At 72.2% G+C, this 13,514-nt stretch carries 13 protein-coding genes; 7 read left to right on the plus strand and 6 right to left on the minus strand.

Translation table 11 applies throughout. From position 1 onward, the window contains the following. Window positions 1–49 precede the first annotated feature (49 nt). Genes iolD through C6N31_RS30315 form a run of 6 tightly spaced genes read right to left on the minus strand, consistent with a single transcriptional unit; the run spans window position 50 to window position 6,728 of the window. Window positions 50–1,921, minus strand: a complete 1,872-nt coding sequence (gene iolD, locus C6N31_RS30290; RefSeq protein WP_138355586.1) for a 3D-(3,5/4)-trihydroxycyclohexane-1,2-dione acylhydrolase (decyclizing) — start codon at window positions 1,919–1,921, stop codon at window positions 50–52. Then, the gene (gene iolB / locus C6N31_RS30295) at window positions 1,918–2,835 is read right to left on the minus strand and encodes a 5-deoxy-glucuronate isomerase (RefSeq protein WP_187145056.1); all 918 of its coding nucleotides are present in this window, start codon (window positions 2,833–2,835) and stop codon (window positions 1,918–1,920) included. Before iolB ends, iolD begins: the two co-directional genes overlap by 4 nt. Beyond that, window positions 2,832–3,824, minus strand: coding sequence for a Cgl0159 family (beta/alpha)8-fold protein (locus C6N31_RS30300; RefSeq protein ID WP_232485838.1), 993 nt, complete (start codon window positions 3,822–3,824; stop codon window positions 2,832–2,834). The genes iolB and C6N31_RS30300 overlap by 4 nt, the downstream gene beginning before the upstream one ends. After that, window positions 3,821–4,834, minus strand: coding sequence for a 5-dehydro-2-deoxygluconokinase (gene iolC / locus C6N31_RS30305; RefSeq protein WP_198358619.1), 1,014 nt, complete (start codon window positions 4,832–4,834; stop codon window positions 3,821–3,823). The genes C6N31_RS30300 and iolC overlap by 4 nt, the downstream gene beginning before the upstream one ends. Next, on the minus strand, window positions 4,831–5,679 hold the full coding sequence (locus C6N31_RS30310) for a TIM barrel protein (RefSeq protein ID WP_198358620.1): 849 nt from the start codon (window positions 5,677–5,679) through the stop codon (window positions 4,831–4,833). Before C6N31_RS30310 ends, iolC begins: the two co-directional genes overlap by 4 nt. Then, the gene (locus C6N31_RS30315) at window positions 5,676–6,728 is read right to left on the minus strand and encodes a Gfo/Idh/MocA family protein (RefSeq protein ID WP_138355583.1); all 1,053 of its coding nucleotides are present in this window, start codon (window positions 6,726–6,728) and stop codon (window positions 5,676–5,678) included. The genes C6N31_RS30310 and C6N31_RS30315 overlap by 4 nt, the downstream gene beginning before the upstream one ends. A gap of 158 nt (window positions 6,729–6,886) precedes the next feature. Between C6N31_RS30315 and C6N31_RS30320 the strand changes: the two genes are divergently transcribed. The 7 genes from C6N31_RS30320 to C6N31_RS30350 all read left to right on the plus strand — a co-directional run bounded on the left by C6N31_RS30320 (window position 6,887) and on the right by C6N31_RS30350 (window position 13,499). Then, window positions 6,887–7,669: a GntR family transcriptional regulator gene (locus C6N31_RS30320; RefSeq protein WP_138355582.1), complete on the plus strand. Its 783-nt coding sequence runs from the start codon at window positions 6,887–6,889 to the stop codon at window positions 7,667–7,669. Between the two features lie 119 nt (window positions 7,670–7,788). Beyond that, entirely contained in the window at window positions 7,789–8,787 is a 999-nt protein-coding gene (locus tag C6N31_RS30325; protein ID WP_138355581.1) for a sugar ABC transporter substrate-binding protein, read from the plus strand. A 95-nt stretch (window positions 8,788–8,882) separates the two neighbouring features. Continuing rightward, complete coding sequence (locus C6N31_RS30330; protein WP_138355580.1) at window positions 8,883–9,893, plus strand: sugar ABC transporter substrate-binding protein; 1,011 nt, start codon at window positions 8,883–8,885, stop codon at window positions 9,891–9,893. Window positions 9,894–9,997: 104 nt separating this feature from the next. Next, on the plus strand, window positions 9,998–10,972 hold the full coding sequence (locus tag C6N31_RS30335) for an ABC transporter permease (protein WP_232485848.1): 975 nt from the start codon (window positions 9,998–10,000) through the stop codon (window positions 10,970–10,972). After that, complete coding sequence (locus C6N31_RS30340; protein WP_138355579.1) at window positions 10,969–11,745, plus strand: ATP-binding cassette domain-containing protein; 777 nt, start codon at window positions 10,969–10,971, stop codon at window positions 11,743–11,745. Before C6N31_RS30335 ends, C6N31_RS30340 begins: the two co-directional genes overlap by 4 nt. Before the next feature lie 75 nt (window positions 11,746–11,820). Further along, window positions 11,821–12,957 carry an ROK family glucokinase gene (locus C6N31_RS30345; RefSeq protein WP_138355578.1) on the plus strand — a complete coding sequence of 379 codons (1,137 nt, stop codon included), beginning with the start codon at window positions 11,821–11,823 and terminating at the stop codon, window positions 12,955–12,957. Continuing rightward, window positions 12,954–13,499, plus strand: a complete 546-nt coding sequence (locus tag C6N31_RS30350) for a hypothetical protein (protein ID WP_203674798.1) — start codon at window positions 12,954–12,956, stop codon at window positions 13,497–13,499. Before C6N31_RS30345 ends, C6N31_RS30350 begins: the two co-directional genes overlap by 4 nt. Window positions 13,500–13,514 lie beyond the last annotated feature (15 nt).

Raw genomic sequence — 13,514 nt, forward strand, 5'->3', positions numbered from 1 at the left:
GTTATCCCTCAGCGTTCCTCCGGGCGCCAAACGGAACCCGGGTGGCCGGTCACAGGTGGTGCCGCTGGCCGCGCTTCGCCCGCTCGTACTCCGCGCGGGCCCGGCGGGCGGCCGGCCGGTCGGAGACCTCGGCGACGGCCACGTCCCACCAGGCGCCGGAGGCCGGTTCCCCGCCCGTGCCCGGCCCGGTCTCGACGTACACGGCCGTCGCGCGGTCCGAGGCGCGGGCCGTGGCCAGCGCCTCGCGCAGCTCCTTGACGGTGCGGGCGGTCAGGACGTCCAGGCCGAGGCTGGCGGCGTTGGCGGCCAGGTCGACGGGGAGCGGATCGCCGGTGAACGTGCCGTCCGGGGCCCGGAACCGGTAGGCGGTGCCGTAGCGCTCGGCGCCGACCGAGTCCGACAGTCCGCCGATGGAGGCGTAGCCGTGGTTCTGCACGATCACGAGGTTGATGTTGACGCCCTCCTGGACCGCGGTGACGATCTCGGTGGGCAGCATCAGATACGTGCCGTCGCCGACGAGGGCGAACACCTCGCGGTCGGGCGCGGCGAGCTTCACCCCGATCGCGGCGGGGATCTCGTAGCCCATGCAGGAGTAGCCGTACTCGACGTGGTACTGCTTCGGGTCGCGGGACCGCCAGAACTTGTGCAGGTCGCCGGGGAGCGAGCCGGCCGCGTTGATGACCACGTCGCGGTCCTGGAGCACCTCCGCCAGGGCGCCCAGCACCTGGGTCTGCGAGGGGAGGCTGTCGCCCGCGTCGCCGCCCGGCCGGAAGACGGCGTCGGTGGCGCGCTGCCACTCCGCGACGCCCCGGTCGTGCCGGGACAGGTCCACCCGGTGGCCGGCCAGGGCGGCGGTGAGCGCCTCGATACCGGACCGGGCGTCGGCGACCAGGGCGGTGCCCGCCATCTTGTGCGCGTCGAACGCGGTGATGTTCAGGTTGACGAAGCGCACGTCCGGGTGGGCGAACAGCGAGTTCGACGCGGTGGTGAAGTCCGTCCAGCGGGTGCCGATGCCGAGGACGACATCGGCCTCGCGGGCGGCGGCGTTGGCCGGCCCGGTGCCGGTGTGGCCGATCCCGCCCAGCGCCTGCGGGTGGTCGAAGCGCAGCGAGCCCTTCCCCGCTTGGGTCTCGGCCACCGGGATTCCGGTGGCCGCGGCGAACTCGCGCAGCGCGTCGGTGGCCTCGGAGCCGATCACACCGCCGCCCGCCACGATCAGCGGGCGTTCGGCGGACCGCAGCAGCTCCGCGGCCTCGTCCAGCGCCGCCGCGTCCGGCTGCGGACGGCGTACGTGCCAGACCCGCTGCTCGAACAGCTCGGCCGGCCAGTCGTACGCCTCGGCCTGGACGTCCTGGGGCAGCGCCAGGGTGACCGCGCCGGTGTCCACCGGATCGGTCAGGACGCGCATCGCCTGCAGCAGGGAGGGCGCGAGCATCTCCGGGCGCCAGATCCGGTCGAAGTAGCGGGAGACCGGCCGCAGCGTGTCGTTGACGGACATGTCGTACGCCCACGGCACCTCCAGCTGCTGCAGCACCGGATCGGCGGGGCGGGTCGCGAACACGTCGCCGGGAAGCAGCAGTACCGGCACGCGGTTGATGGTGGCCAGGGCCGCACCGGTGACGAGGTTGGTGGCGCCGGGCCCGATGGAGGTGGTGCAGGCCATCGTGGACAGCCGGTTGTTCATCCGGGCGAAGCCGACCGAGGCGTGCACCATCGCCTGCTCGTTGCGGCCCTGGTAGTACGGCATGACATCGTGGCCGGTCTGCAGCAGGGCCTGGCCGACCCCGGCGACGTTGCCGTGGCCGAAGATGCCCCAGGTCCCGGCGATCAGCCGGCGGCATACGCCGTCCCGTTCGGTGTGCTGGACGGTGAGGAAGCGGACGAGGGCCTGGGCGACGGTGAGCCTGACGGTGGTCGTCATGGGCGCGGTTCCTCCACTGATGCGGTCTCCACAGGTGCGGTGTACAGCGGCAGTCGCGGGTCCACGGACTGTGCGGCCCAGCTGCCGCGTACCCAGGCGTGCGCGGGGTCGTCACAGATCAGCCAGGCCCGGTCGGCGCCGGGCCCGGCCATCACGTTCAGGTAGTACATGTCGTAGCCGGGGACGGCCATGCTCGGGCCGTGCCAGCCGTCGGGGATCAGTACGGCGTCGCCGCCGCGCACTTCGGCGAGCACGTCGGTCCGTCCGGCGCCGGAGGGGTAGACCCGCTGGTAGCCCATCGCCCCCGGGCCGCCCGCCAGCTCGAAGTAGTAGATCTCCTCCAGCTCGGACTCCGTCGCGCTCGCCTCGTCGTGCTTGTGCGGCGGGAACGACGACCAGTTGCCGCCGGGGGTGAGCACCTCGACCGCGATGAGCCGGTCGCAGTCGAAGACCCCGGCCGCCGCGAAGTTGTTGACCTGACGGCTCGCGCCGCCCGCGCCGCGCAGCTCCACCGGCACGCCGGAGGCGGGCCCGTAACGGGCAGCGAGCCGCCGCTCGCAGCGGGCCCCGGTGAGCGCGAAGCGGCCGCCGGCCCGGCTGGTGAGCACCGTGCGCGCGTCCCGCGGCACATACGCGAAGTCGCTGACGCCGCTGAACACGTCGGGCCTGCCGCGCAGTTCGAAGACCTCGTCGTCGACGGCGACCGAGCAGCCGCCCGCCAGCGGCAGCACGATCCACTCGCTGTCACCGCTGTCGAGGGTGCGCGTTTCGCCGGGCGCCAGCGTCAGCACCCGCAGCGAGCTGTAGCCCCAGCCGGCGCCCTCCGGGTCCACCCACAGGTCGTAGCCGTCGCGGGCGGCGCTCGCGGCCGGTACGTGCCCGGCCAGCCGCGTGGGCCCGCCGCCCGGCGTCATCGGGCGTTCTCCGGCGCGGACGGGCTGCGGTCGACCAGCGACACGGCGGTGTCGATGGCCTTCGCCACGTCGCCGTCGTCCGGGAAGAGCATGGTGCGGCCGAGGATCAGACCGCGCACCTGCGGTATCCGCAGCGCCTTCTGCCAGGCCGCGTACCGCTCGTCGGGACCGCCGGTGCCCTCGCCGCCGAGCAGCAGGGTGGGCAGGGTCGTCGAGGCCATCATGCGCTCCATCTCGTCGACGACCGGGACCTTCAGCCAGGTGTACGCGGAGGTGCTGCCCAGGCCCTGGGCGATGTTGTTGACGTAGATCTGCGCGTCGGGCTCCAGGATGTTGACGACCCGCCCGGCCACCCGGTGGGTACGGAACGGTTCGACGAGCGCCAGCAGCCGGCGCGCGGCGAGCGTGTGCACCGCGTGCGAGCAGCCGGCCAGCGTGTCGGCCGTGCCGGGGTCCTCCGGGTCGATCCGCAGCAGCACCTTGCCGCCGTCGAGGCCGGCCGCCGCGATACCGGGTGCGTCGTAGCCGGTGAAACGGTCGTCGAGCTCGAAGGACGCGCCGGGCAGCCCGCCGCGGTTCATCGACCCCAGGACGAGCTTGCCGTCGAGGGCGCCGAGCAGCATCAGGTCCTCGACCAGGTCGGCCGTGCCGAGGAAGCCGTCCACCCCGGGGCGCGCCAGCGCCTCGACGCACCGCGCCAGCAGCTCGTGGCGGTCGCCCATCGCCGTCGGGTCGCCGCCCGCCGCGACGGCGCCGCGCGCGGGATGGTCGGCGGCCAGCACGAACAGCGGGCGGGCGAGCCGGGACGGGTCGAAGGGCGTGCGCTGCGCGCAGGCCAGCCGGATCGCGTCCGGCGCGGACGCCCGCAGCCGGGTGATCTCGTCGACCGAGGACGCGAGCGGCGCGGGGCGCCGGTCGACCGCGGACGACTGGGTCTGGGCCTCGGGAACGGGCGCGAAGGGCCGTACGGGGCGGGATTTCGCGGTCATACGCGGGACCTCTTCGTTTCGGCGTCGACGGCCGCTTGCCGCGCCTGTCGCGTGAGAAGAGCCTCCACCTCGGAGAGGGTCGGCATGGCGTCGGCACAGGCGTGCCGTGAGGCGACCAGCGCGCCGGCCGCGTTGGCGGTGCTGATCACACGGGACAGCGGCCGGCCGGCCAGCAGACCGGCGCACAGCGCGCCGCCGAAGGCGTCACCCGCGCCGAGGCCGTTGACCACCTCGACCGGTACCGGCGGGAAGGAGACGCTCTCGGTCGCGGTGCGGGCCAGCACTCCATCCGGTCCCTGCTTGACGACGGCGAGGCGCACCCCGCGGTCCAGCAGCAGTTCGGCGGCCCGGTCCGGATCGCTGGTGCCCACCGCGACCTGCGCCTCCTCGCGGTTGCCGACCGCGACCGTCGCGTACCGCAGGGCCCGTGCGTACAGTTCGGGCGCCTCGGCCGGGTCGGCCCAGAAGCCGGGCCGCCAGTCGAGGTCGAAGTACACCTCGCGGCCGGCCCGTTCCTCCAGCGCGGCGAAGAGGGTGGAGCGGGTCGGCTCGACGGCGAGCGCGGAGCCGGTGATCCACAGCACCCGCGCGTCGCGGACCGCCGCGCGGTCCAGCCGTTCCGGTTCCAGGCACTGGTCCGGGGCGACGGGGCGCCGGTAGAAGTAGAGCGGGAAGTCGTCGGGCGGGAAGATCTCGCAGAACACGACCGGCGTCTGCAGTCCCGGCACCGTGGTCACCAGCGCGTCGTCCACCCCGAAGCCGCGCAGCGCGCCGCGTACGTACCCGCCGAACGGATCGTCCCCGACACCGGTGAGGACCGCGGTCCGCAGGCCGTAACGCGCCGCGGCCACCGCGACGTTGGTCGCGGTGCCGCCGAGGTACTTGGCGAACGTGCGGACGTCGGCGAGGCCGACGCCGGTCTGCTCGGGGTACAGGTCCACGCCCACCCGGCCGACGGTGATCACGTCGTACGGGGTGCCCGGTGCCCGCGCGGTCTCCGGGGCGGTCACAGCGCGGCCAGCCAGTCCAGCGAGGCCCGTACGTCGTCGACGGGGCCGCCGCCGGGCGGCGGTTCCGCGGTGAGCACGGCGTCCTGCTCCATGACGTACCAGCCCGCGTACCCCGCGTCCTCCAGTGCGCCGATGAGGGCGGCGAGGTCGATGTCGCCCTGCCCCAGCGGCTGGTAGAGATTACGGTCCACGGCTTCGGTGTAGGAGGTGCGCCCGTCGTGCACGGCCGCCGCCGCGCCCTCGTCCACGTCCTTGAGATGGACGTGGACCACCCGGCCGGCCGCCCGGCGGGCCAGTGCCACCGGGTCGGTGCCGCCGACGAGCAGATGCCCGGTGTCCAGGCACAGCCCGGTCCAGCTGCCCTCCAGGACCCGGTCGACGTCCTCCGGGCCCTCCACCATCGTGCCGACGTGCGGATGCAGGGCGGCGGTGATCCCGGCGGCCGCGGCGAGCGCCGCGACCCGGTCGAGATTGGCCAGCAGGGTCTTCCAGCCGAGCGTGTCCAGCTCGGGGCGGGCGTCGTAGCCGTCCTGCCCGGTCGCGGCGGCGAGCACCAGGGTTCCGGCGCCCGCCGCGGTGAAGGCGGCCAGCGCGGTGCGCACCTCCGGCAGTGGATCGGTCGCCGGATCGTGCAGCACGACCGGGACGAAGCCGCCGACGGCCGTCATCCCGCGCGCCGCGAGCAGCGGGCCCGGCAGGAAGCCGTCGGGTCCGAACTCGGTCGCGGTCAGCCCGAGCGCCGCCATCTCGTCCAGTACCCGCTCGGGCGTCAACTGGTGCCCCCAGCCCGGCACTTCGCACACGCCCCAGGAGATCGGCGCCGCGGCCACCCGGCCGAGCCTCATGCGCTCACCTCCGCGGTGCGTGCCGTGGTGCCGGCGAGCAGTTCGGCGCGGGCCGCGATCTCGGCGACCGCGACCGGCCGCCGCTCGCGCCGCGACACCTCGCACGCCTCGGCGACGAGCAGGGCGCGCAGCGCCTCGCGTCCCGGGCAGGGGTTGGCGCTCTCGCCGCGGGCCACCCGGACGAAGGTGTCCAGCTCGGCGCGGTAGGCGGGGGCGAAGCGCTCCAGGAAGCCGGGCCACGGGGCGGGGACGCTGCTCGCGGCGCCGGGCTCGACGGAGGTGACGGGGGTGCGGGCGTCGACACCCACGGCGATCTGGTCGTCGGTGCCGGCCAGCTCCATCCGGACGTCGTAGCCGGCGCCGTTGTAGCGGGTCGCGGTGGCGGTGGCGAGCACTCCGCCCTCCAGGGTGAGCAGGGTCGCCGCGGTGTCGGCATCGCCCGCGGTGCGGAAGAAGTCCGCGCCGCCGTTGGCGCCGGTCGCGTACACCTCCAGGATCTCGCGGCCGGTGACCCAGCGCAGGATGTCGAAGTCGTGGATCAGGCAGTCGCGGTACAGGCCGCCGGAGAGCGGGATGTAGTCGGCGGGCGGCGGGGCCGGGTCGGAGGTGACGGCCCGCACGGTGTGCAGCCGGCCGAGCCTGCCGGACCGTACGGCCTCGCGCGCCGCCAGGTATCCGGCGTCGAACCGTCGCTGGAAGCCCATCTGCAGCGTCGTGCCGGCCGCTTCGACCGAGCGCAGCGCGGCGACGGTGCCGGCCAGGTCCACGGCGATCGGCTTCTCGCAGAAGACCGGCAGGCCCGCCCGTGCGGCCCGTTCGATGAGGGTGGCGTGTGCCGCGGTGGCGGAGGCGATCACCACCGCGTCGACCCCGGAGGTGAAGACGGCGTCCACCGAGTCCGCGGCGGTGGCGCCGGTCCGTGCGGCGACCTCGGCGGCCCGGCCGGGGTCGGCGTCCGCGACGAGCAGTTCCCCGACGTCCGGGTGTGCCCGTAGCGCTACGGCGTGGAAGGCCCCGATCCGACCGGCCCCGAGAAGTCCCATTCGCATACCTGGCCCTGCCCCTTCCAGGAAGGTGATCTTCCGGAGGCCGCCGCCCGACGGACTCGGCACCTCCGGCTGATACGGCTTGCGTGCCCTGCGGGACCAACCTCCCGCGAGCCGTCACCGCCTGTCAATAGTTTGTCCGGACATACGGACTTCCCGTCATGGCAACCTGCCGATACGCTCCCATCGTGCCCAGTCCCGACCCCGCACCGCTCCGTCTCAGCGTCGACCGCTCGAGCCCGGTCCCGCTGTACTTCCAGCTTGCCCAGCAACTGGAGAGCGCCATCGAGACCGGCGGGCTCGCCCCCGGCAGCCTGCTGGGGAACGAGATCGAGCTGGCCGGCCGGCTCGGTCTGTCCCGGCCCACTGTGCGCCAGGCCATCCAGTCCCTCGTGGACAAGGGGCTGATGGTGCGCCGCCGCGGGGTCGGCACCCAGGTGGTGCACAGCCAGGTCAAGCGCCCGCTGGAGTTGAGCAGCCTCTACGACGACCTTCTCGCCGCGGGCCAGCGTCCCGCCACCCGGGTGCTGCGCAACTCCGTCGCGCCCGCCTCCGCGCAGGCCGCGGCCGCGCTCGGGGTGCCGGAGGGCAGCGAGGTCGTGGTGGTGGAGCGGCTGCGGCTGGCCCACGGCGAGCCCATGGCGCACCTGACGAACCACCTGCCGCCCGATCTGCTGCCGTTGAGCACCGCCGACCTCGAGGCCACCGGCCTGTACCGGCTGATGCGCGGCGCGGGCATCACGCTGCACAGCGCCCAGCAGACCGTCGGCGCGCGGGCGGCGACCGCGGAGGAGGGCCGGCTGCTGGCCGAGCCGGAGGGCGCGCCGCTGCTGACGATGCAGCGCACCACGTACGACGCCAAGGGGCGGGCGGTGGAGTTCGGATCGCACATCTACCGGGCTTCGCGCTACGCGTTCGAGTTCCGGCTGCTGGTCCGTACCTAGCCACGAACGTAAGAATGTCTGTACAAAGTCTTGACGCTGCACCCCGGCCCCGATTAGAAACCACCCCGTGCCGTACACCGGACCGGACCCGGGCGGCCGGAGGAAAAGGCGGACCCACGATGGCACGCAGGCGTACGGCTCTGTCCGCGGCGGCACTCGCCCTGGCGATATCGCTCGCCGCCGCCGGATGCAGCAGCTCCGGGGGCAAGAAGACCGAGGAGAAGGACGCCACGAGCGCGGTGAACGGGGCGGGCACCCCGCAACTCACCATCGCCATGGTCACCCATTCGGGTGAGGGCGACACGTTCTGGGACATCGTCCAGAAGGGCGCGAAGCAGGCCGCGGCGAAGGACAACGTGAAGTTCCTCTACTCCAACAACAAGGAGGGGAACGAGCAGGCCCAGCTCGTCCAGACCGCGATCGACCAGAAGGTCGACGGGATCATCGTGACGCTGGCCAAGCCCGACGCGCTCAAGGCGGTGCTGCAGAAAGCCGTCCAGGCCGGCATCCCCGTCATCAGCATCAACTCCGGCTCCCAGTTCTCCGCCGCCTACGGCGCGCTGAGCCACATCGGCCAGGACGAGGCGGTGGCCGGCGAGGCGGTCGGCGACGAGATGACCAAGCGGGGCCTGAAGAAGGCGCTGTGCGTCATCCACGAGCAGGGAAACGTTTCTCTCGAACAGCGCTGCGACGGCGCCGCGAAGACCTTCAAGGGCTCGATGCAGAAGCTCTACGTCACCGGCACGAACATGCCCGACGTGCTCTCCTCCGTCACCTCCAAGCTCCAGGCGGACAAGTCCATCGACGCCATCCTGACCCTGGGCGCGCCCTTCGCCGCCACCTCCGTGCAGGCCGTCCAGCAGACCAAGGCCAAGGTCGAGGTCGACACCTTCGACCTCAACGCGGCCGTGGTCAAGCAGCTCAAGAGCAAGGAGGTCGGCTTCGCCGTCGACCAGCAGCCCTACCTCCAGGGCTACCTCGCGGTGGACGAGCTGTGGCTCTACAAGACCAACGGCGACGTCATCGGCGGCGGCCGGCCGGTGCTGACCGGCCCCGCCCTCGTCACCGACAAGGACGTGCCGCAGCTGGAGAAGTACACCCAGCGCGGTACCCGATGACAGCGGCCACGTTCCCCTTGACAGATACTTGGGCCGCCGGGGCTGATCATCGAGCCCCCGGCGGCACCGGGATCCGCAGGGAAGGGCAAGGCTTCGTGGCGATGGCTAAGACGGGGACGCGCGCGATCGGCGCACTGCTGGCGGCGGTGCTCGGGGCCTCACTGGCGGGGTGCAGCAGCACGGGCGGCAAGCGCGCCGAGGAACGGGCCGCGCAGTCCGCGGGCGGCGGCTCGGGCGTCGACACGCCCAAGTGGACGGTGGCCATGGTCACCCACTCGGGCGCCGGCGACACCTTCTGGGACATCGTCCAGAACGGTGCCAAGCAGGCCGCCCGCAAGGACAACATCAAGTTCGTCTACTCCAGCAGCAACCAGGCGAACGAGCAGGCGCAGCTCGTCCAGGCCGCCATCGACCAGCACGTCGACGGCCTGGTGGTCACCCTCGCCAAGCCCGACGCGATGAAGGACGTCGTCGCCAAGGCGGTGAAGGCCGGCATCCCCGTCATCACCATCAACTCCGGCTCCGACCAGTCCAAGGCCTTCGGGGCACTCAGCCACATCGGCCAGGACGAGAAGATCGCCGGCCAGGCCGTCGGCGACGAGCTGGACAAGCGCGGGAAGAAGCACGCCATCTGCGTGCTGCATGAGCAGGGCAACGTCGGCCACGAGGACCGCTGCGCCGGGGCGAAGGAGACCTTCGCCGGGACGATGGACAACCTCAACGTCGACGGCACCAACATGCCCGACGTGCAGTCCACGATCCAGGCCAAGCTCCAGGCCGACAAGTCCATCGACGCGGTCGTCACCCTGGGCGCGCCGTTCGCGGCCACCGCCGTCAAGGCCAAGCAGCAGGCGTCGAGCTCCGCCGAGGTCGACACCTTCGACCTCAACGCACAGGTCGCCACGGCGCTGGCCGCCGGCACGATCGGCTTCGCCGTCGACCAGCAGCCCTATCTGCAGGGCTACGAGGCCGTGGACCTGCTCTGGCTCTACCGCTACAACGCAGACGTCCTGGGCGGCGGGAAGCCGGTGCTCACCGGCCCGCAGATCCTGACGCAGAAGGACGCCGCCGCGCTGGCGAAGTACACCGAACGGGGGACGCGATGACACCGGCCACCACACTGGAGAAGCCCGCGGGCCAGGACGGTCCGGACCCCGGCGGCAAGGCCGCGGACGACCGGCTGGTGCACCGCTCGCTGGCGCGCCGGCTGATGGGCCGCCCCGAACTGGGCTCGGTCGTCGGCGCCGCGGCCGTCTTCATCTTCTTCTCGGTCGCCGCCGACTCGTTCCTGCAGTGGTCCAGCTTCGGGACCGTGCTGTACGCCGCCTCGACCATCGGCATCATGGCGGTGCCCGTCGCCCTGCTGATGATCGGCGGCGAGTTCGACCTGTCGACCGGTGTGATGGTCACCAGCTCCGCGCTGGTGTCCTCGATGTTCAGCTACCAGATGACGGCGAACGTCTGGGCGGGCGTCGCGGTGTCGCTGGTGGTCACCCTGGCCATCGGCTTCTTCAACGGGTTCCTGCTGACCCGCACCAAACTGCCCAGCTTCATCATCACGCTCGGCACCTTCCTGATGCTCACCGGGCTGAACCTGGGCTTCACCAAGCTCATTAGCGGCACGGTCAGCACCAAGTCCATCGCCGACATGGAGGGGTTCGACTCGGCGCGGGTGCTCTTCGCCTCGCACCTCACCATCGGTGACATCGACCTGAAGGTCACCATCCTGTGGTGGGCGGCCCTGGTCGCCGTCGCCACCTGGGTGCTGCTGCGCACCCGGGCCGGGAACTGGATCTTCGCCGTCGGCGGCGGCGCGGACGCCGCCCGCGCGGTCGGCGTCCCGGTGTCCCGCACCAAGATCGGCCTGTACATGGCGGTCGCGTTCTGCGCCTGGATCTCCGGCCAGCACCTGCTCTTCTCGTTCGACGTGGTGCAGTCGGGCGAGGGTGTCGGCAACGAGTTCCTCTACATCATCGCGGCCGTCATCGGCGGCTGTCTGATGACCGGCGGCTACGGGTCGGCGATCGGCTCCGCCGTCGGCGCGTTCATCTTCGGCATGACGAGCAAGGGCATCGTGTACGCCCAGTGGAATCCGGACTGGTTCAAGTTCTTCCTCGGGGCCATGCTGCTGCTGGCCACGCTGCTGAACGCATGGGTCCGCAAGCGGGCGGAGGCGACCGCATGAGCGCGCTGGTGAAGCTCACCGACGTGAGCAAGTACTACGGCAACATCAAGGCCCTGGAAGCGGTCTCCCTCGAAGTGCACGCCGGTGAGATCACCTGCGTGCTGGGCGACAACGGCGCGGGCAAGTCCACCCTCATCAAGATCATCTCGGGTCTGCACCAGCACGACGCGGGCACCTACGAGGTCGACGGCGAGCCAGTGCGCCACAGCTCGCCGCGTGAGGCCCTCGACCACGGCATCGCGACCGTCTACCAGGACCTCGCGGTGGTGCCGCTGATGCCGGTGTGGCGGAACTTCTTCCTCGGCTCCGAGCCCACCAAGGGCCGTGGACCGCTCCGCCGGCTCGACGTGCGCACGATGCGCGAGACCACCCGCAGTGAGCTGCTGCGGATGGGCATCGACCTGCGCGACGTGGACCAGCCCATCGGCACCCTGTCCGGCGGTGAACGGCAGTGTGTCGCCATCGCCCGCGCCGTCTACTTCGGGGCGAAGGTGCTGGTCCTCGACGAGCCGACGGCGGCGCTCGGCGTCAAGCAGTCCGGCGTCGTCCTCAAGTACGTCGCCGCCGCGCGCGACGCCGGGCTCGGTGTGGTCCTGATCACCCACAACCCGCACCACGCCTTCCTCGTCGGCGACCGGTTCGTCCTGCTGAAGCGCGGCGCGATGGCCGGGAGCTATGCCAAAACGGGCATTACGCTGGAAGAACTGACCCGCCAGATGGCGGGCGGCAGCGAGCTGGAGCAGCTCAGCCACGAGCTCGCCCGCGAGGGCTGACCCAGCCCGTGCTGCGCGGGGTACGTCCCCGGTGCGGCACAATCGGCACGACAGCCACCGATCCGGAGACGACCCTTGCCAGCAGCGTCACGCAGCGACCGATCAGCATTCCAGCGCAAGGGCGCCGCCCGTGCGACGGTGCTGCAGACCGTCGGCCGCCGGGAGCGCCGCTCCCATCTGACGGCGCCGAGGGTGCCGACGGTCGGCATCGACATCGGCGGCACCAAGGTGGCGGCCGGGGTCGTGGACCCGGACGGCAACATCCTGGAGCAGCTCAGGACCGAGACACCGGACCGGAGCAAGAGCCCCAAGGTCGTCGAGGACACCATCGTCGAGCTGGTGCTGGACCTGTCGGAGCGGCACGACGTGCACGCGGTCGGCATCGGCGCCGCCGGCTGGGTCGACGCCGACCGCTCCCGGGTGCTCTTCGCCCCGCACCTGTCCTGGCGCGACGAACCGCTGCGCGACCGGCTGGAGGAACGGCTGCTGGTGCCGGTCATGGTCGACAACGACGCCAACACCGCGGCCTGGGCCGAATGGCGCTTCGGCGCCGGCCGCGGCCAGGACGACCTCGTCATGATCACGCTGGGTACCGGCATCGGCGGCGCCATCCTGGAGGACGGCCACGTCAAGCGCGGCCGCTACGGCGTGGCCGGCGAGTTCGGCCATATGCAGGTCGTCCCCGGCGGCCACCGCTGCCCCTGCGGCAACCGCGGCTGCTGGGAGCAGTACAGCTCGGGCAACGCGCTGGTCCGCGAGGCCCGCGAGATGGCCGCCGCCGAGTCGCCCGTCGCGTACGGGATCATCGACCGGGTCGGCGGCAACATCGGCGACATCACCGGACCGCTGATCACGCAGCTGGCCCGGGAGGGCGACGCGATGTGCATCGAGCTGCTCCAGGACATCGGCCAGTGGCTCGGCGTCGGCATCGCCAACCTCGCCGCCGCGCTGGACCCGTCCTGCTTCGTCATCGGCGGTGGCGTCAGCGCCGCCGACGACCTGCTCATCGGCCCGGCCCGGGACGCCTTCCGCCGCAACCTCACCGGGCGCGGCTACCGCCCCGAGGCCCGCATCGTGCAGGCCGAGCTGGGCAACGAGGCCGGGCTGGTCGGCGCCGCCGACCTCGCCCGGCTGGTCGCCCGGCGGTTCCGCCGCGCCAACCGGCGCCGTGTCGAGCGCTACGAGCGCTTCGTCCGGGCGGCGGGCCGATGAGCGTCGACCGCCCGCACAGCAGGCCGCTGCGCCAGGTGCCCCGCTGGGTCCAGTGGACCGTCGTCCCGCTGCTGATCCTGGTACCCGTCGGCTATGTGATCGTCTCCGCCGAGCAGAGCCGCAACAGCGGCCAGGACAAGGAGGAGTCGGCGGCCGCCAAGCACCTGACGTGGGACTGGCCCAGCCAGGTGCAGCGCCGGATATACCAGGTGCCGGTCCCGCTGGACTGGACGCGGAAGATCGCCTACATGGAGACGAACAACTGGAACACGAGCGCGCTCTACGTCCAGTTCACGTCCACCGCGGGCGGGCTCGACACCTTCCTCGCGCAGCTGGGCACCAGCCGCTCCGCGCTGAAGCCGGGCGACGTCACCATCACCCCCGACCAGGCGAAGGTGCCCGGCTGGCTCTTCCGGCCGGGCCACGACTGGGGCGGAGTGTCGACGACCCAGCACGGTGACAAGCCGGACCACGACATCACCGTCGACCTCAGCGATCTGGACCATCCCGTCGTGTACATCGTCTCCACGATCAACTTCTGACGGAACCATCCCCCC

Origin of the sequence: Streptomyces fildesensis, assembly GCF_016107395.1 — a bacterium.
GTDB classification, from domain to species: Bacteria; Actinomycetota; Actinomycetes; order Streptomycetales; family Streptomycetaceae; genus Actinacidiphila; species Actinacidiphila fildesensis.